Raw genomic sequence first — 20,455 nt, forward strand, 5'->3', positions numbered from 1 at the left:
TTAAAATGACAAACAATACCTTCCTCTCCTAAATCATTTGGAGTTATTATGGAAAACTTACGCACAGTTCAAGACTTTATACGTTGGACAGCATCACAACTTAGTCTATCAGATGTCTTTTTAGGTCATGGTACAGATAATCCTATTGACGAGTCTAAACAATTAATTTTAGCAACGTTAGGATTATCGTTGTTTATTCCTGAAGAATTTTATTCCACAAATCTAACTAATGATGAAAAAAGTCAAATTATTGATATTATTCAAAAGCGAATAAAAGATCGTGTACCAACCCCTTATTTAACTAACCAAGCTTGGTTTTGTGGACATGCTTTTTATGTGGATGAGCGTGTATTAATTCCTCGTTCTCCTATTGGTGAACTAATTGATAACCATTTTGAGCAAATAATATTAACTGAACCTAAAAATATTTTAGATCTATGTACTGGTAGTGGCTGTATAGGGATTGCTTGCGCTTATGAGTTTGCTGATGCTCAAGTTGACATAACTGATATTTCATTAGAAGCATTAGATATCGCCCAAACAAATATTGAGATGCACGAAATGGATTTTCAAGTTACTCCTATTTTGTCAGATCTATTTGATGATGTGCCTGAAAAACAATACGATCTGATTGTCACTAATCCGCCTTATGTTGATAGTGAAGATATGAGTGATTTGCCAGATGAGTTTTTATATGAACCTAAATTAGCATTAGAAGCGGGCTTTGATGGTTTAGATCTGGTAAAAAAAATTTTACGAGATGCGATAAATTATTTAACACCAGCAGGTGTATTAGTTTGTGAAGTCGGCAATAGTTGGGTTAGCTTACAACAACAATATCCCGATGTCCCTTTTAATTGGATAGAATTTGAACGTGGTGGGTTGGGTGTATTTTCTATCACACGTGAAGAACTGGTTCAATATCATTACTGTTTTAAATAAACTGTTATTAATCATTGGAATAAATTTATTATGGCTGGAAACTCAATCGGAAAATTATTCAAAGTAACCACATTTGGTGAATCGCACGGTGTAGCATTAGGGTGTGTTGTCGATGGTGTTCCTCCTGGACTTGCGTTAACAGAATCAGACATGCAAAATGATCTTGATCGTCGTAGACCTGGCTCATCTCGTTATACAACTCAACGCCGAGAAGCAGATCAAGTCAAAATTTTGTCAGGCGTATTTGAAGGTGTTACAACTGGAACGAGTATTGGTTTACTTATTGAAAATACCGATCAACGTTCTCAAGATTATAGTAAAATTAAAGATATCTTCAGACCAAGCCATGCAGATTACACTTATCAAAATAAATATGGCATACGAGATTATCGTGGTGGCGGTCGCTCCTCTGCTCGTGAAACGGCTATGAGAGTTGCTGCCGGCGCTATTGCAAAAAAATATCTACAAGAAAAGCTTGGCATTACTATTCGTGGTTATTTGGCTCAGATGGGTGATGTAAAATGTGAATTGAAAGACTGGCAACAAGTTGAACACAATCCATTTTTTTGCGCAGATGAGAGTAAATTAGATGCACTTGAACAGCTGCTTCGGTCATTAAAAAAAGAGGGTGACTCAATAGGTGCGAAAGTTTGCATTGTTGCTGAAAATATTCCAGTAGGACTTGGCGAACCTGTATTTGATAAACTAGATGCTGATCTTGCGCATGCACTAATGAGTATTAATGCCGTGAAAGGTGTAGAAATTGGCGATGGTTTTGCTGTTGTGAATAAACGTGGTAGCGAAAATCGTGATGAAATAACACCTAAAGGCTTTTTATCTAATCATGCTGGTGGGATTTTAGGTGGTATTAGTTCAGGACAAACCATATCAGCCAGCATAGCACTTAAACCCACGCCTAGTATAGAAATTCCAGGTAAATCAGTTAATATTTTGGGTGAAAGCGTTGAAGTATCTACACATGGTCGACATGATCCATGTGTTGGCATTCGAGCTGTACCAATTGCTGAAGCAATGGTTGCTATTGTGCTGATGGATCACTACCTTCGTTATCGGGCTCAATGTGGTGATGTAAATAAATTATGAGTTATGATCTGCTTATTTTACTTTTTCTGATTGCTGCTTTGGCCGGTTTTATTGATTCTATTGCTGGCGGAGGTGGTTTATTAACTGTCCCTGCATTACTTGCTGTTGGACTGCCACCAGCTAGTGCATTGGCAACCAATAAATTGCAAAGTTGCGGTGGTTCGTTTTCTGCTAGCCTATATTTTATCCGGCAGCATATGGTGGATTTGAAACAACAAAAATGGGCAATCGTTTTTGCTTTTGTTGGTTCAGCAATTGGAACATTATCTGTGATGCGTATCCAAGCTGATTTTTTAAAATTATTATTACCAATTTTAACTATTAGCGTTGGGCTCTATTTTTTACTTTCTCCAACTATTGGAGAAAACGACCGTAACAGTCGCCTTTCACTTATTCAATTCGCATTAATTCCTGCCTTTGGTATAGGTTTTTATGATGGATTTTTTGGCCCTGGTGCTGGTTCATTTTATGCGTTAGCTTATATCACGTTAGCTGGTTTTAATTTAACCAAAGCGACTGCACATACCAAAGTACTAAACTTCACCTCAAATTTGGCCGGCTTGCTGTTTTTTATTATAGGGGGAGAAGTAATATGGTCAATTGGATTGGTTATGTTAGTTGGTCAATTTATAGGAGCAAGGCTTGGTGCTAAAATGGTCATTGCCAAAGGTCGTAAATTAATTCGACCAATGTTAATTACAGTTTCGATTCTTATGAGTATAAAATTAATTTACGAAAACTTTTTTTAATTGCTTATAAGTTAAATAATTTATATTTTATTCTATCTAAAATATCTAAAGTAATTTTATTATCAATTCTACTGCTTCTCATTTTTACTTTTCATAATTAATTTATATTAAAATTTTTGTCAAAAACTTTCAGGAAAGTATGTGTTTGAGTATAAAATAGCAACAAGTATTTATTTCACTTAAATATTATTTAGTATATATTTGTGTTATATAAGATAGTTTGTGTTAACATGTCCCAATATTATGAAACTTCAACAATTACGCTATATTTTAGAAATAGCACGTTCTGGTTCAATAAATGAAGCAGCTAAGAATTTATATATTACTCAGCCAAGCTTATCAACAGCGGTGAAAGATCTAGAAGCTGAATTTGGTATTGAGATTTTTGTGCGCAGTTCTAAAGGAGTTTCACTTTCACCTGATGGTGTTGAGTTTTTAGGTTATGCCAAACAAGTTTTAGATCAAGCTGAACTATTGGAACAGCACTACTCAAAAAAAGAACCCTCTAAGCAGTTATGTAGTATATCCACTCAGCATTACGCTTTTGCGGTTAATGCCTTTGTTAACTTAATTAAAAAAAATCAAACAGATGAGTATGAGTTTACGCTTAGGGAAACAAAAACATATGATATTATCACCGATGTAGCTAATTTACGTAGTGAAGTTGGTATTTTGTATTTGAATGATTTTAATCAAAAAGTGATTTTACGGTTACTGAAAGAACATAGATTAACCTTTAATCCACTTTTTGAAGCTAATCCTCATGTATTTATTAGTACTCATCATCCATTATCATCCATGAAGTTATTAACTTTAGATGATTTAGAGGATTACCCTTATCTCTCTTTTGAGCAGGGCGAATATAACTCATTTTATTTTTCCGAAGAAATTTTAAGTACGGTTTATCATAAAAAGAGTATACACGTCAGTGATAGAGCAACCTTATTTAACTTATTGCATGGACTCAATGGTTATACCATTAGCACAGGGGTTTTAAGTGCTGACTTAAACGGATCTGATATTTTATCAATACCGTTAGATGTAGAAGAAAAAATCCTAATTGGCTGGATCACATCACAAAAGGCTCAACTAAGCTTATCAGCTCAAAATTATATTGAGGCGCTAAAAAAACTAATTCAAGAAGAGTATGGTTTCGAGCTTAAGTAAATACTGCTGCTAACTAAATAAATCAAATTGCTATTTTTATAAATTTCAGTATAATTACGTAACTCATATATTCACTATATGGATACCGAGGAATGTCTGAATTAGAGATCGGTCATTCCATTTTTTATGTTTATTTTAAGAGGTTTATTATGTCTCTAACTGTAGAAACTAAAGCGAAAATCGTTGCCGAATATGGTCGTGGCACTAATGACACTGGTTCAACAGAGGTTCAAGTTGCTCTTTTAACTGCACGTATTAATGATTTACAAGGTCATTTTTCTGAGCATAAAAAAGATCACCATAGCCGTCGTGGTCTATTACGTATGGTGTCTAGCCGTCGTAAATTATTAGATTATTTACGTCGTAAAGATATTGAACGTTATAACCAATTGATTAAAAAATTAGGTTTACGTCGCTAATTGACAATCTACTTGAAAAGAGGCTTAGGCCTCTTTTTCGTTGTGAAAAATCGGTGCTCTGATATAATATTGAGCGTTAAAAATTATTATTTTATGTAAGCCAACAAAGTAAAGGTTATATCTCATGTTTCGCGCGACTAATGAGAGCTCTATAATTTATAGATTTGTCATTAGTCGTGACAGTGAAATAATCTTTTTGTTGTATATACCCCCACATTGTTGAAGAGAGTATCAATAAGCGTAGCGTAATGTTGCGTCCTGTCGAAATATCAAACTTCAACATAACAAATAACAAGAGGACACTATTTTGTTTAATCCGACATGTCAAAAATTTCAATATGGTCGTCATACCGTGACTTTAGAAACTGGTATTATGGCTCGTCAAGCAACCGCAGCTGTTATGGTTAATATGGATGATACTGCTGTATTTGTCACGGTTGTTGCAAATAAAAAAGTAAAAGAAGGTCAAGACTTCTTCCCATTAACAGTTAATTACCAAGAACGTACCTATGCTGCAGGGCGTATTCCTGGTGGATTTTTTAAACGTGAAGGTCGTCCAAGTGAAGGTGAAACTCTAATTGCACGTTTAATCGACCGCCCGCTTCGTCCATTATTTCCTGAAGGATTTGTTAATGAAATCCAAATTATTGCAACCGTTGTTTCGGTTAATCCCGAGGTGAGCCCTGACCTAGTTGCAATGATTGGTGCTTCTGCTGCACTTTGCTTATCTGGTGTTCCATTCCACGGCCCTATTGGTGCTGCACGTGTTGGCTTTATTAATGATGAATTTGTATTAAATCCATCAGTAAAAGAGCTTGCAGCCAGTCGTCTAGATTTAGTTGTTGCGGGCACAAAAAGTGCAGTATTAATGGTTGAATCTGAAGCTGACTTACTCACTGAAGATCAAATGTTAGCAGCGGTAGTATTTGGTCATGAACAACAACAAGTTGTTATTGATAATATTAACGAATTTGTAGAAAAAGCCAATTGTGAAAAATGGGATTGGGTAGCACCGGCTAAAAATGAAGAGCTATATAACGCCATTGTTGAACTAGCTAAAGATCGTTTGGGCGAAGCTTATCGTATTACTGAAAAACAAGCACGTTATGCACAAATCGATTTAATTAAAGAAGACGTTTTAGCTGTACTAAAAGAACAAAATGACGAGCTTGATGAAAACGAAGTGATTAATATTATTGTTGAGTTGGAAAGTCAAATTGTTCGTAAGCGTGTTATTGCTGGTGAACCGCGTATTGATGGTCGTGAAAAAGATATGATTCGTGCACTTGATATCCGTACTAATGTCTTACCAAGAACTCATGGTAGTGCACTGTTTACACGTGGTGAAACTCAGGCACTAGTTACTGCAACATTAGGTACAGAGCGTGACGCACAAATCATTGATGAGTTAACTGGTGAATATACCGAACGGTTCTTACTTCATTACAATTTTCCTCCATACTCTGTTGGCGAAACAGGCATGGTTGGCTCACCAAAACGCCGAGAAATTGGTCATGGTCGCCTAGCTAAACGAGGTGTTGCGGCTGTAATGCCAAGCCGTGAAGAATTTCCATATACTGTTCGAGTAGTGTCTGAAATTACTGAGTCAAATGGTTCATCTTCAATGGCTTCTGTTTGTGGTGCTTCACTTGCTCTTATGGATGCAGGGGTACCAATCAAATCATCTGTTGCTGGTATTGCAATGGGATTAGTAAAAGAAGGTGATCAGTTTGTCGTATTATCAGATATTCTTGGTGACGAAGACCACCTTGGTGATATGGACTTTAAAGTAGCAGGTACACGCGAAGGTGTAAGTGCATTGCAAATGGATATCAAAATTGAAGGTATTACCAAAGAAATTATGCAAGTAGCACTTAATCAAGCTAAAGGTGCTCGTTTACACATTTTAGGTGTAATGGAACAAGCAATTAATAAGCCTCGCCAAGAAATTTCAGAGTTTGCACCACGTATTTATACAATGAATGTAAATCCTGACAAAATTCGCGATATTATCGGTAAAGGTGGCGCAACAATTCGGGCTTTAACTGAAGAAACAGGAACAACTATTGAAATCACTGATGATGGTACCGTTAAGATTGCCGCTTCAGATGGTAATAAAGCCAAAGATGCCATGGCACGTATTACTAACTTAGTTGCTGATGTCGAAATTGGTAAAATTTATACAGGTAAAGTAACAAGAATCGTTGATTTTGGTGCTTTTGTATCGGTTATTGGTGGTAAAGAGGGACTTGTTCATGTATCTCAAATTGCCGATCATCGAGTAGAAAAAGTGGCTGATTATCTAAAAGTTGGTCAAGAAGTGAATGTTAAAGTGCTAGAAATTGACCGCCAAGGCAGAATCCGTTTGAGTATGAAAGATGCTGTCGAACCGACAGCAGACGTTGTTTCAACAGCAGAATAAAATTATTATTCATTAGGGGATAAAAATGGGATTATTCAACCTGAGAACTGTATGCTGCATTTTGCTAGCTGTTATTCTTTTGTCAGGTTGTTCTAATTCTCAACCTTTGTTAGCTGTTCCTGAGCAAGTTTCATATGATGATGAGTTAAAAATTGCTCAGCTCAGCCAACAGCTGTCTCAAAAAGGCCTTGATACTGGAACGCGAATGCAACTCATATTTGAGCGAGGTATTGCCTATGATTCATTGGGTTTTAAAGCCTTTGCTCAAAGCGATTTTTCCTATTTGTTGAGCTTAAATCCTGAAGTTCCTGACATTTACAACTTTCTAGGAACCTATGCATTAAGAGATGGCGATTTTGATACAGCTTTAATGTCGTTTAATACTACATTAGAGCTTGATCCCGCTTATACTTATGCGTATTTAAATCGTGCTATTACGTTGTATCGTACAGGCCATTATCAAGCCGCAGAGCGTGATGCATTAAGGTTTTATCAATATGATATGAATGAACCTATTAGGATTCTATGGCTTTATTTGATTGAAAAGGAAAATGATAATAAAGCCGCCAAAATTGAGCTACAAAAACGTTATGATCTGATTAATGATAAAACGAGTTATAGTGGCAATATTATTGCATTTTATTTAGGTAAAATTAGCGAAACTAAATTAATGCAGAACCTTCAACAAGGTGTAGAGAATAATCGACAATTAGCCGAACGCCTTTGTGAAGCCTACTTTTACTTAGGTAAATATTATCAAAGTAAAGGTGACAACGAACGTGCCAAAATGTTATTTAAATATGCTTTAGCCAATAATATTTATAACTATGTTGAACATCAACAGGCACTTTATGAAATGAAGTTACTTGAAGAAAAAGAAGAGTAACAAGGGTCATGCCAGTTTTAAAAGTGAAAATATTGTTATAGCGTAGTTCTGATTTGCCAAATAATATGTTCTTAACATTAGATAATGCGGTTAGCTTTATCTTAGATATATCAATATCAATCAACCTTAGTTTATTTTTTAGATTCGATTTGTTGAGTTAACATAGGCAGTTAGTTATTGGGGTGAGTTGTAAATTTTCAATTTAGTGAGCTGGCATAAATTTATATCTGCTTTCTTTATTTGGTTTAAAAAAATAAGATAAACTTATATGATATTAGTTAATAATTATCAGGATTTTTACTAAATAAGTAAGTTTATATATTCAAAATTTATAAGCGAGTTTACATGACAAAAGAAGTTTCTTTTATTGATCTTGGTTTATCCGAGGATATTCTTAACGCATTAAATGATCTTGGTTTTAGCAAACCATCACCAATCCAATCTGAATGTATTCCTCTATTATTAGAGGGTAATGATGTATTGGGTATGGCACAGACAGGTAGTGGCAAAACCGCTGCATTTTCAATTCCTTTCTTAATGAATATTGACGCAAACTTAAAAGCACCACAACTTTTAGTATTAGCTCCTACACGGGAATTGGCTATACAAGTTGCTGATGCTTGCTCTGAATATTCAAAATATATGAAAGGGGTAAAAGTACTCGCTTTATATGGTGGACAGCGTTATGACGTTCAATTACGAGCCTTAAAACAAGGTCCTCAAATTGTAGTTGGTACACCAGGACGTTTGCTTGATCACTTAAATCGTAAAACCTTAGATCTCTCTAATCTTAAGGGATTAGTACTTGATGAAGCAGATGAAATGTTAAGAATGGGCTTTATTGATGATGTTGAAAGCATTATGACAACGATTCCAGATGATCATCAAACAGCTTTATTTTCGGCAACAATGCCAGCACCAATTCGTCGTATTACTAAACGATTTATGCAAAATCCTAAAGAAGTTCAGATCAAAGGTACCAATCAAACTGCCCCTGATATTGACCAAAGTTATTGGCTTGTTAGAGGTATGCGTAAAAACGAAGCTATCGTTCGCTTTCTAGAAGCAGAAGATTTTGATGCGGCTATTATTTTTGTTCGAACAAAATCAGCTACTTTAGATGTGGCGGAAGTGCTTGAAAAGCACGGTTATAGTTGTGCTGCATTAAATGGTGATATGACACAACAATTGCGTGAACAAACATTAGATCGTTTACGTAATGGTCGTTTAGATATATTAATTGCAACCGATGTTGCTGCTCGTGGTTTAGATGTTGAGCGTATTAGCTTAGTTATCAATTATGATATCACGTTAGATTCTGAATCTTATGTTCACCGTATTGGACGAACAGGTCGCGCTGGTCGTGCTGGCCGTGCTATTTTATTTGTTGATAGCCGTGAACGTCGTTTACTTAAGAATATCGAGCAAACTATCAAAAAACCAATTCCAGAAGTTGGGTTGCCATCAAAAGAGCTACTTGAACAGCGTCGTTTAGCTAAATTTACTGCGCAAGTCCAGAAACAACTTGAGAGTAGTGATTTAGATGAGTACCAAAAGTTATTAGCAAAAATACAAGCGGATAGTGGAGCCGATCTTGAAACGATTGCAACCGCTTTATTAAAATTAGCACAAGGGGAACGCCCTTTAATTTTACCACCAGACCCAGTGTTTAAACCATCGCGTGAAATGCGAGATCGGGATAATCGTGGCGGTGAACGCCGTTTAAGAGGTGATAATCGTGAATCCCCAAAACGTCGAGAACGACGCGATGTTGGTGATATGGATATGTATCGTATTGAAGTAGGTAAAGAGAACGGTATTGAAGTTCGTCATATTGTGGGGGCAATTGCTAATGAAGCTGATATTAGCAGTCGTTACATTGGTAATATCAAGCTTCATGACACTTATTCGACAGTTGAATTACCAAAAGGTATGCCAAAAGACATACTAAAACATTTTGAAAAAGTAAGAGTACTTAATCAACCAATGAAAATGAGCTTAATCAGTGGAGCAACGTCTGATACTAAACGAGCTCGTAAAAACAGTAAATCAGATACATCTGATAAACCGTTTGCAAAAAAGCGTGGTCGCCCAACAGCACCTAAATTCTAATGTATTGACCTCTGCCATTTGGCAGAGGTATCTTTAATTCTTTTTATCTCAACTAACAACATAGTTTAGTAGCCACATAATACTGCATTATATTCAGATAAAAAACAAAACAGAGTTAGCGCTTTGCCCTAAGTTATGATTGAGAGTATACTATTAAAAATATTAACAGTTAATTAGAGGTAAGCATGGCAGATTCTTTAAACAAATGCAAAGCAAACGAAACTCCAGCATGTTGTTGTGTGGATGTTGGTACAATAATTGATAACGAAGACTGTAGCGCTGAATATGAACACATCTTTGCGACAGAATCAGAAGCTCAAGCTAAGTTAGCATCTTTAACCCAAGCTGCAAATGATGTCGCAACAGAGCCGTGTGAAATTAATAGCAATATTGATAAAATAAGCGATGGCTTTAAATTATCAGCAAAATTTACCTTTTGTTGTGGTGCAGAATGCATGATTTTCCAATTAAAATTACGTTAATTGAATATTGATGAAAGTTTGTATTATGAGACATGGTGAAGCAGGGTTTTCTGCTTCATCGGATTCCAGTAGAACATTAACAAATTATGGCATTAATCAGTCAAATCAAGCTGGTAAATGGCTTAAACAGCAAAATTTTCAATTTGAAATTGGTTTGGTTAGCCCTTATTTGCGAGCTCAACAAACACTAACAGAATTATCATCACACGTTAGTGTTGCAAAAGTTGAAACTAATCAATTTTTAGTGCCTGGTGGTAGCCCATCTCATATTGCTGACATATTAGCAATATTGTTAAATGATGGGGTTGAAAATGTGATTATTGTATCTCATTTGCCATTGGTGGGATATTTAGTTAATGAACTATGTCCGCAAGTTGCTCCTCCTATGTTTTCTACTGCCGCAATTGCTTGTATTAGTTTATTACCAAACTCTGCAGGAAATCTTGAATGGTTTCATCAAGCGGAGTAAAAAAACTTAATCTTTTTGATTTACCTCTAACTGGTCGAACTTTAATTGAAGCATCGGCTGGAACTGGTAAAACTTATTCTCTTGCCTTTATTTACTTAAGATTGTTATTGGGCATTGGTCAAAATAGTTACCCAAGGCCTTTAAATGTTAACGAAATTCTGGTTGTGACTTTTACCAAAGCGGCAACTCAAGAACTTCGATCGCGGATAAGGCAAAATATTCAAGAACTGCGAATAGGCCTATTACAAGGACATCATAAAGATCCTATTTATCAACAACTCATTGAATTAATTGATGATAGAAAATTTGCAGTACAGCAACTTACTATTGCTCAACAGTCAATGGATGATGCGGCTATTTATACTATACATAGTTTTTGCCAACGAATACTAACTAGCCATGCATTTGAATCGGGTGTTTTATTTGAGCAAAAGCTAATCTCTGATGAATATGAGTTAAAATTAAGAGTAACTCAAGATTTTTGGCGTCACTATTTTACACCGCTTGATAAACCACTTGCTTATTTAGTGCTTGCTACATGGCAAGATCCAACGGCATTGCTAAAAGACATCACCCCTTATTTAGGGTTAGATTTCAACAATGCTGGCAAGGTAAACCTAGATATAAGTACAACAATAAAGTTGTTTCACCAACAAAGTTATGAAAAAATTGAAAATATTAAAAAATCTTGGTTAGCTTTGTCTGAAAAATTAGTTGAAATCATTATACAATCAGGTGTCAGCAAACAATCATATAGTAGTCGAAATCTACCCAATTGGGTAATTAAAGTATCGGCATGGGCTAACAGCAAAACTCGAACATTTGAATTACCCAACGAACTTGAAAAATTTAAGCAATCAGTTTTAATCGAAAAGACGAAAGAAGGAAAAAGTGTTCCATGTCATTCGTTTTTTGAACAAATTGACGATCTATATAAACAACCTTTTGATCTACGAAACCAAATCTTAATGGATATTGTCAGTGTAATTCAGAAAGGGATCTATAACGAAAAACTCAAAAATGGCGAGATGAGCTTTGACGATCTTATTTGGCAACTAAATCGTGCATTAAAAGCAAAAGCAGGTGATCGATTGGCGCAAAGTATAGCCTCAAAATATTGTGTTGCTTTAATTGATGAGTTCCAGGATACCGATCCTGCTCAGTATCAAATTTTTGATCGTATTTATGACAGGAACAAGTTAGATCGAGGTCTATTATTTATTGGTGATCCAAAACAAGCAATTTACAGCTTTCGAGGTGCAGATATATTCACTTACTTAAAAGCTAAACAATCGACAGGGGAAAATTCTTTTACCATGGATGTAAACTATCGTTCATCTGCTTCGATGGTCAAAGCTGTTAACCAATTATTTTCTAATTGCGATAATCCATTTATATTTAATGATATTCCTTTTTTACCCATGGAAGCGGCAAAACGGAATCAGCAAAAGTCTTTACAAATTAACAACCAAGAAGTATCGGCATTAGCTGCTTACTTACTACCTGATGATATTGCAACAAATTCTGATTATCAAGAACACATGGCTAGTTGTTGTGCTACCCAAATAGTGACTTTACTGTCTAATTCATCAATGTTAATTGATAGCGAAAACGAACAACGTCCTGTGACTACAGCAGATATTGCGATCTTAGTGCGTAATGGACGTGAAGCCGAAGTTATTCAACAAAAATTGACTCATTGCGGTGTTAAGAGTGTCTACTTGTCAAACAATAGTAGTGTGTTTTCTTCAAATGAAGCAAAAGATGTATTGAGCCTATTGCAAGCTGTTTTAATGCCAGAAAACGAAACAATGCTCAAGCTAGCATTAATGACATCGCTATTAGGTCAAACCATGACAGACCTTGAACAAATCACTGACGATCAAGATAAATGGGAAAGTTTGGTCGAAGAATTCAAACAATATCAAGCAATTTGGCAATATTATGGTGTATTGGTTATGTTACGCCGAATGATGAAAAAACGGCATCTAGCTGAAAACATCTTAGCTCGCCAAGGTGGTGAACGAACATTAACTAACTTAATGCATTTAGGCGAATTACTTCAAGAAACATCAAATGAGTTAGATGGTCCACACGCCTTAATTCGGTGGTTGACAAAACAAATTGTTAACCCAGATCCAAATTTAGAAAATCATCAACAACGCCTTGAAAGTGATGAAAACCTTGTCAAGATTATTACTATTCATAAATCAAAGGGATTAGAGTTTCCGATTGTTTGGTTACCATTTATTTCAATATATCGTGCATCCGATAGCCAATTTTATCATGATAAAGATAATGACTATCAGCCAACTTATGCATGGTTACTGTCTGATGAGATTAAAGAGCAGATAGAGAAAGAGCGACTTGCTGAAGATTTGCGGCTATTATATGTTGCAATGACTCGCTCGGTTTATCATTGTAGTATTGGACTTGCTTCATTGAAAAAAAGCCAATCGGCTATTAATCATTTATTAAAAAGTGAATTAAGATCAATTGCCAATATAGCTAATTTAATTGATGTCCAATTACCAATAGAGAGCGAACAGTATATTCCGGCAATTTTGCCAGACCAATCATTATCGGCTAACGTATTTTCGCGTAATATTTCAAACAGTTGGCGGGTTACAAGTTATACTGAATTACAAAGGCATAATCATAATGTATTGGCTTATAAGCCTGATCTTATTAATGACTGGGACGAATCCCCATACGAATCCGATAGAGTACAATCAAACGACACACTATATGATATCCACCATTTTCCTAAAGGAGCATATGTTGGTACATTAATGCACAGCATTATGGAAGATATCACATCAGATAATCTTGTTGAATTATGTAATCAGATGGTAAAAAAGCTCAATTTAGAAACAGAGTGGAATAGCGTAGTAACAAATTGGATGCAACAGATATTGACTACAAAACTGCATGATCCAAATTTAATATTATCGCAAGTGTTAATGGGGCAACATATTAACGAATTGCAATTCTATCTCCCTATACGCAAAACAGTCACTAGTCAGCAATTAGATAGTTTGTGTAAACAATATGATCATTTATCAAGATTATGTCCCGAATTAGATTTTGAGTCGGTACAAGGTATGCTAAGAGGCTTTATCGATTTAGTCTTCAAATTTGAAGGGAAATATTATGTGGTTGATTATAAATCTAATTGGTTAGGTGAATGTGTTGATGCTTATAGCCAAGAAGCACTTGAAAAAGTGATGTGCGATCATCGCTATGACCTACAATATCAACTTTACTGTTTAGCATTGCATCGTTTTTTAAAAGGACGTTTGTCTAATTACCAATACCAAACGCATTTTGGAGGGGTATATTATCTCTTTTTACGAGGAATGCCCGAGCAAGGCATCTTTTATCACCGACCTCAGCAAGAATTTATCGAAGAACTTGATAAGCTGTTTGATGGTGAAATGTTAAATGGAATATAACAATTATTAAGAAATAACCATATCGAAAAATACAATTGAATAAAAATAAGACACCCAAAACGGTGCCTTATTTTTAGATGGCCTATTTAACATTTAAACATAAGCTGATAGCTATGGTGTTTATCTGTCAGTAAAAATTCATGATGTACATTTGGTGTCCAAGAATCATCTCCACCAATTCCCATATGATAAGCATCAATACTTATATAATCGCATGACCTAGGTTCCAATAAATGACGATGAGTTTTTTCTATTAATTGCTCTGTCCCATATTGATTAACGTTAAATTTAAACTGATGTCCAGTTATGATCATCTCATTAAGTTGCAATCTTTTAACCTCGCAACGTAACCCATTTTCACATGGATAAATATAAGGTGTATAAAGTTCTGCAAAAGGTAACGACCAATCACCAAAAATAGCTGATGTTTTTCGGTCAGGATAATTTTCATGAGGTCCTAAGCCAAGTCATTTTACTTTTTTAGGAATCTGTTTCATTTGATAACATAAACCGATTAATACTGTATATAAAATGATAATTTTTAATGTGATATCTATCACAATATTAGTGTTTAGTTTTTGAATAGTCGCTCTTATTGGTTATATTTAAACTACCTAGTAAAAGGTATTGGATTGTTACCGATTTATAGCGGGCAAAACCTAAAGAATAGTTATGACTATTTTTTAGGTTTTTTTTTGTCTCAAATTTAAAAGATTTTTAAATATTTTTTAATAATAAGTTTAGGGGAGGGGAGAAATGAAATTTTCAAAAAAAATAGTATATAAAATCAAACCAAAACGAGTTGTTTTAATGACTATGCTAGGTTTGTGTTATTTACCCAATGCGATGGCAGCAACTCAAGATGAGCTAGAAGCAAGAATTGCGTTATTAGAGCAAAAGTTATTAGTTCTTAGTCAAGAGTCTAATGATTTGAAAAAGCAAGTGATTGATTCTAATAAGCAACTTGCTAAATTAAATAATCATCTTCAAAAACAACAAATTATTATAAATAATCAGAAAAAAGTGCTTAAAAATAATCAAAATGTAGCAATTACAAAGCAACAGGCTCCATTTAATCCTGTACAAGCAAATAATAATCAAATTTTACTAGTTAGTACACCAAAAACCGATACTATGCAAGACGGCAATCATCCAGAAAAGACTTCATTTACTTTAGCTGAATTTAAAGATTATATTAAAGAAGAAATAGGATTTTCTTATAATGGTTACTTCCGTGGTGGTTGGTCAACTTCAAGCAATGGTAAACCTAAAAATTATGCTGAAGGTGCATTAGGTCGATTTGGTAATGAATATGGTGGTTGGTATGATCTTATCTTTAAGCAAAAAGTCTATGATCAAGATGGAAGGCGAGTTGATGCAATTGTTATGATTGATGGAAACGTGGCAACAAATAAAGCTGCGGGTTTATTTAATACGCAAGATGACAATATTATGCAATTTTCAGATATATATTTAGAAACAAAAGGATTTGTGCCACGTTTTCCTGATGCGAAATTATGGGTGGGTAAACATTCTTTGCCTTATAATGAAATACAAATGCTTGATTGGAAAACACAAAAAACGCCAGCAGGTGGAGGTATTGGTATTGAAAATCTTAAAGTCGGTGTTGGTGCTCTTGATTTATCATTAGTTAGAGCAGATGTAAATGTGAAAAATAAAAAAGAAATAATTAGTACTGATGATAGTAAAGTAAATAAAATTGAACAATATAAAAAGGAAGAAGTTGATTTAAACGAACTAGAAATTCGCTATCGTGATATCCCATTATGGCAAAATGCAACGCTTGGTTTGAATGTTCGTTATTCAGCACCAAATAAATCTAAAATTCAAAATAGTATATCTGTTAAAAATGCTTGGCTTGGTAGCCTTGTTTTGCGTCAAAATGAATTTTTTGGCGGATTTAATCAGTTTACATTACAGACAGCAACCAATTCTGTTGCATCACAGTTGGCTAACATTAATACTAATAACCCAGAGTTTGCCAGTAATTCGGATAATGACTATATAGGTACACATACTGGTGGTAAAGCTTATCGTTTTGTATCGGAAGGTGAAGCTTATTTAAGCGATAATATCATTGTTGCTCATGCTTTGGCTTTAACTTCAGGAAATGATGTTTATTCTTATGATCTTAATCTTCCACATACCGATTTTACAAGTTTTAAATCAGCAATAAGACCAGCTTATATCTGGGATACTTATAATCAAAGCGGTGTTGAACTAGGTTACTTTCGTCAGAAAGACAAAGTTAAAAGTAAAACTTATGTCGAAGAAGGATATAAAACAACACTTTACCATTCATTTAAAGTCGGAAAAAGTATTTTATCTTCACGACCTGATATTCGTTTTTATGTTTCTTATATAGAAGCACTACAAAATGATATTAGTAAATTTGATTTTAATGGTAAAGATCATCAAATTAGTTTTGGTGTACAAACAGAAGTTTGGTTCTAAGTGATATAAAATAAGACTTATCATCTGAACTATATTATAGATGTAAAATATATGGTTCAGATGAAAAATGTAAACTTTGTTGATGTATAGCTACTTTATTTTTAACTATTGATAAAAGCTACTGAATAACGTTTAGTTAAGGTTGGTATATAGACGTTAATCAAATTTGTTGGAATACTTTCTCCTTTTGCAAGTTTTAGTGCTAATTCAGCAGCTTGTTCAGCCATTGTCTGTAAAGGATAACGAATGGTAGTTAATTTTGGATGTAAATAACGTGATAAAATAAGATCATCAAAACCAATGATCGAAATATCGTTTGGAATTTTAATATCATTATCGTAAAGCACAGACATTGCACCGGCGGCCATTGAATCGTTATAACAAGCAATTGCAGAGATATGACAGTTACGTTCAAGTAATGACATCATTGCTTGTTCGCCACCTATTTCATTTGGTAAACCAATTGCAATCAGATTCTCATTAACATCAATACCATGTTCTAACAATGCGTCTTTATAGCCTTGTAAACGATCAGATGAGTCAGAAATATTATGATTTGAACATAAATAACCAATTCTAGTATGCCCATGTTGAATTAAATGTTTGACTGCAAGATAAGAGCCGTAACGGTCATCAAGAGCAATACAGCGTTTTTCAAATCCTTTTACGATACGATTAATTAGAACCATACCGGGTACTTGTTGCATCAATTTTTCTAGATCGCTATCAGAGAGCATTTTGGCATGTACAACTAACGACGAACAGCGATGTTCAATTAATTGAGTAATTGCATTATATTCTTGTTGCTCATTATGATAGCCATTACCGATCAACAAAAAATGACCTGTTCGTGAGGCAACTTTTTCAACGGTACTAACCATGGCACCAAAAAATGGATCCGATACATCAGCTACAACAATACCAATAGTATTCGAATTTTGTTGTGACAAAGCGCGTGCATTAGCATCAGGATAGTAGTTTAATTTTTGCATAGCTTCTTTTACTGTATCTCTTGTATTATCTCGAACGTTATTTGCGTTATTAATTACGCGAGATACAGTTGCAACTGAAACTTTAGCTAAACGCGCAACATCTTTTATTGTCGCCATAAAAAACCTTTTAATTACTATCCATAAAATATCGATAATTATAATATTTAATGCTTATCAATATAGAGTTCTGTAGATTAACAATAATATAAGACAAAAAGTACTGAAAGTGAAAGGGTTATCTTTTTTACTGTCTTGAAGTTAATTTATTTGCAATACTCTTGATATATGACTGAATTAATTGATCATAATAAGGTAAAATAAAAACTTTGCCAATGATATTATTGGCGAATTAAAAACTAGAATTGTTTCATTAAAGACTAAATATTAAGGGGACAGCAATTAGCAAATCCCCTGATAGTCGCTAAATAATTAATTTAAAAGTATTAATAACATTATTTAGCAGTTACTTTTATTAATATAGCCGTTGCTGGACCAAGTACTGGTAAAGGTAAACCGACATTTATTAACCAATCACCAGATAACGTTGTTTTGTCCTTCATCCATTAAGGTAATGCTTTCATAACATGACCATTTATTTTAGGATCAATGTTATCAGGCATATCTAGCACTTCAATTTGGTATTGTTTATCGGCCAACAAGCCAGTTAATCGCAAATTACCGCTTAACGCGTAGGTTGGTAATGTTAGTTGAGCGATAATAAACACAGCTTCTTTTTGGTCTTGGCTAACAACACCATAACTTTGCATAGCAGGGTTATCATCAACATCCAATCTTACAGAATTACCGCTATGTAACATAGGACGCAGCTGTTTATGTAAATTAATGTAATAAGCAAAACCTTTTTGTTCTTGCTCAGATACTTTTACTGGATCGAGTTCAACTCCCATATGACCAAATAAAGCAGTTAGACCGCGTAAATTCATATGTAGCTCACGGAATGTAGTATGACATAATGCGCCACCAATATGAGCACCCATCACTTCAGGAGGGAAGAAATAACTCATTCCGCGTTGAATTATTTGTCTATCTAATGCATCGTTAGAATCTGAAGTCCAAAAACGTTGTGTACGCTTTAAAATCTCATAATCAATTCGACCTCCACCTGATGAACAAGATTCTATTTCAACGGTAGGGAATTTTTCTTGCAAAATATCAAGCAATCGGTAAAGCGCTTTAGTTTGACCAACAATAGCAGGATTACCTTCATGACCAGGTTGAACAATTTCACGATTCATATCCCATTTTATATAATCAACGTCATAACTACTGAGTAACCAAGTTAGTCTTTCAAGTAGATATTCAAAAACAGCTGGATTTTGTAAATCAAGTAAATACTGATGACGACCTTCTGGTTGTTGATAACCTGGTAGTTCAAGTAACCAATCTGGATGGGCACGATAAAGATCTGAGTTTTTATTAATCATTTCTGGTTCAACCCAAATACCAAACTCCATACCAAGATCTTTAACATGTTTAATAACTGGTTCTAAACCATTGGGATATTTTCGCTCATCTAAATACCAATCACCTAATCCTTGGTTCATCATCACGTTTACCAAACCAACCGTCATCAATGATAAAGCGTTCAACACCAATTTGAGCTGCCTTAGTCGCCATTTTCATAATGTAATCAGGGTTATGGTCAAAAAAGATACCTTCCCATGTATTAAGATGAACAGGACGAGCTTTATTTTTGGCGAATTTAATAATATTACTGCGTAGAAACTGGTGGAAATGTTGACTCATTTTATTTAAGCCTTCATCGCTATAGGTAGCATATAACCAAGGCGTACTTAAAGATTCACCTTTAGCTAGTGATATTTCTCCTGCATAATACAGAGCTTCAGCTTGAATAAAACGTTTACCGTTACTTTTAACTGCAACTTGAATGCGATGATTACCACTCCATCCCAAGTGGATCCCCCAAACTTCGCCAGTTTGTTCTTTAAAACCTTCGGTACCAACCATCATCCCAGGGAAATATTCGTGTGATGTTCGTCCTCGTCGATTTTCTTGTAAATAACCACAATGTGATATTTTAGTTCGATGAGGGAAAAATTCTTTAATCCAACGACCACTAAAAGCCATTAATTCTTGTGCCCGTTCAGGGATAGGTAACGTAATAGAAAAACGATTAACTTGATATGGTTCATCACCTAAATTGGTTAAAGTATTTTGACACTGCAATACACTACTTTTATCTAAAATAAAAAAACTGGTTAAACGAAGTTTAGCAATGTTATCTTCACTAATAATGGTAATGCTATTGTCAGTTTTATTAACTTCTTTAGTTGTAAAAACGGGAGACCAATCTTTACTATTTCGGTGTCCTTCAAGTCCAGGTGTGCTAAAATTACCTAAACCTTCTTCTGGGCATAGAGTAAATGGAACGTTGACATCTATACGAGAATTAGGTACAGCAGGGTAAAGCATGTCAATCATTTCAGGTTGAAAGTTTTGTAATCGTTTACCAAAATAACACAATTCGGCATACGGTTCAGTGCGAAAAAGGATATCTATATTATTATTGCTAAGACGATAATTCATAATGGCTCCAAGTTTGTAATATGTCACTTATATAAAATAATAGCTATTTATATAAAATAATATTTTTAATTTCATATTTTGTGATTAAGATTTCACAAAAATGTAAACGATTTCATTATTGAAGGTTATATTTATTTTAGTTTTTAAAACTATTTATTATAAAATGAATATGCGACTTGCTATTATTTTATGTTATCATGAAACTATTTATAG

At 34.5% G+C, this 20,455-nt stretch carries 13 protein-coding genes and 2 pseudogenes; 12 read left to right on the forward strand and 3 right to left on the reverse strand.

Annotated features, from left to right (window positions below; genetic code table 11):
• The first annotated feature begins 48 nt into the window (after positions 1 to 48).
• From prmB to recB, 11 genes are all read left to right on the forward strand, one after another.
• Positions 49 to 942, forward strand: coding sequence for a 50S ribosomal protein L3 N(5)-glutamine methyltransferase (gene prmB / locus ACGH80_RS01720; protein WP_411630455.1), 894 nt, complete (start codon positions 49 to 51; stop codon positions 940 to 942).
• Between the two features lie 30 nt (positions 943 to 972).
• Positions 973 to 2,046, forward strand: coding sequence for a chorismate synthase (gene aroC / locus ACGH80_RS01725; protein WP_065589546.1), 1,074 nt, complete (start codon positions 973 to 975; stop codon positions 2,044 to 2,046).
• Positions 2,043 to 2,795, forward strand: coding sequence for a TSUP family transporter (locus ACGH80_RS01730; protein WP_065589547.1), 753 nt, complete (start codon positions 2,043 to 2,045; stop codon positions 2,793 to 2,795). Before aroC ends, ACGH80_RS01730 begins: the two co-directional genes overlap by 4 nt.
• Before the next feature lie 243 nt (positions 2,796 to 3,038).
• Positions 3,039 to 3,962 (forward strand): LysR family transcriptional regulator, encoded by a 924-nt coding sequence (locus ACGH80_RS01735; RefSeq protein ID WP_065589548.1) that lies wholly within the window; start codon positions 3,039 to 3,041, stop codon positions 3,960 to 3,962.
• A 149-nt stretch (positions 3,963 to 4,111) separates the two neighbouring features.
• Positions 4,112 to 4,381 carry a 30S ribosomal protein S15 gene (gene rpsO, locus ACGH80_RS01740; protein WP_085164450.1) on the forward strand — a complete coding sequence of 90 codons (270 nt, stop codon included), beginning with the start codon at positions 4,112 to 4,114 and terminating at the stop codon, positions 4,379 to 4,381.
• 307 nt (positions 4,382 to 4,688) lie between these two features.
• Complete coding sequence (pnp, locus tag ACGH80_RS01745) at positions 4,689 to 6,803, forward strand: polyribonucleotide nucleotidyltransferase (RefSeq protein WP_411630456.1); 2,115 nt, start codon at positions 4,689 to 4,691, stop codon at positions 6,801 to 6,803.
• A gap of 25 nt (positions 6,804 to 6,828) precedes the next feature.
• Positions 6,829 to 7,689: a lipoprotein NlpI gene (gene nlpI, locus ACGH80_RS01750; protein ID WP_065589550.1), complete on the forward strand. Its 861-nt coding sequence runs from the start codon at positions 6,829 to 6,831 to the stop codon at positions 7,687 to 7,689.
• 345 nt (positions 7,690 to 8,034) lie between these two features.
• The gene (locus tag ACGH80_RS01755; RefSeq protein WP_411630457.1) at positions 8,035 to 9,801 is read left to right on the forward strand and encodes a DEAD/DEAH family ATP-dependent RNA helicase; all 1,767 of its coding nucleotides are present in this window, start codon (positions 8,035 to 8,037) and stop codon (positions 9,799 to 9,801) included.
• Between the two features lie 185 nt (positions 9,802 to 9,986).
• The gene (locus tag ACGH80_RS01760) at positions 9,987 to 10,283 is read left to right on the forward strand and encodes a YfcZ/YiiS family protein (protein ID WP_034909671.1); all 297 of its coding nucleotides are present in this window, start codon (positions 9,987 to 9,989) and stop codon (positions 10,281 to 10,283) included.
• A 10-nt stretch (positions 10,284 to 10,293) separates the two neighbouring features.
• On the forward strand, positions 10,294 to 10,752 hold the full coding sequence (gene sixA / locus ACGH80_RS01765) for a phosphohistidine phosphatase SixA (protein WP_174799484.1): 459 nt from the start codon (positions 10,294 to 10,296) through the stop codon (positions 10,750 to 10,752).
• Positions 10,731 to 14,207 (forward strand): exodeoxyribonuclease V subunit beta, encoded by a 3,477-nt coding sequence (gene recB, locus ACGH80_RS01770; protein ID WP_411630458.1) that lies wholly within the window; start codon positions 10,731 to 10,733, stop codon positions 14,205 to 14,207. The genes sixA and recB overlap by 22 nt, the downstream gene beginning before the upstream one ends.
• Before the next feature lie 86 nt (positions 14,208 to 14,293).
• On the opposite strand, the pseudogene lacZ reads toward recB, so the two are convergent.
• Positions 14,294 to 14,662, reverse strand: a pseudogene (gene lacZ, locus ACGH80_RS01775) (beta-galactosidase); the annotation flags it as partial.
• Positions 14,663 to 14,963: 301 nt separating this feature from the next.
• On the opposite strand from lacZ, the gene ACGH80_RS01780 reads away from it, so the two are divergent.
• Positions 14,964 to 16,682, forward strand: coding sequence for a carbohydrate porin (locus ACGH80_RS01780; RefSeq protein WP_411630459.1), 1,719 nt, complete (start codon positions 14,964 to 14,966; stop codon positions 16,680 to 16,682).
• 101 nt (positions 16,683 to 16,783) lie between these two features.
• Here the strand turns inward: ACGH80_RS01780 and ACGH80_RS01785 are convergent, their stop codons facing one another.
• Both ACGH80_RS01785 and ACGH80_RS01790 read right to left on the reverse strand, forming a co-directional pair.
• Positions 16,784 to 17,791 carry a substrate-binding domain-containing protein gene (locus ACGH80_RS01785; protein ID WP_296302760.1) on the reverse strand — a complete coding sequence of 336 codons (1,008 nt, stop codon included), beginning with the start codon at positions 17,789 to 17,791 and terminating at the stop codon, positions 16,784 to 16,786.
• A gap of 335 nt (positions 17,792 to 18,126) precedes the next feature.
• Positions 18,127 to 20,242, reverse strand: a pseudogene (locus ACGH80_RS01790) (alpha-galactosidase).
• Positions 20,243 to 20,455: the final 213 nt, after the last annotated feature.

This window comes from Gilliamella sp. BG1 (assembly GCF_046635625.1).
GTDB classification, from domain to species: Bacteria; Pseudomonadota; Gammaproteobacteria; order Enterobacterales; family Orbaceae; genus Gilliamella; species Gilliamella bombi.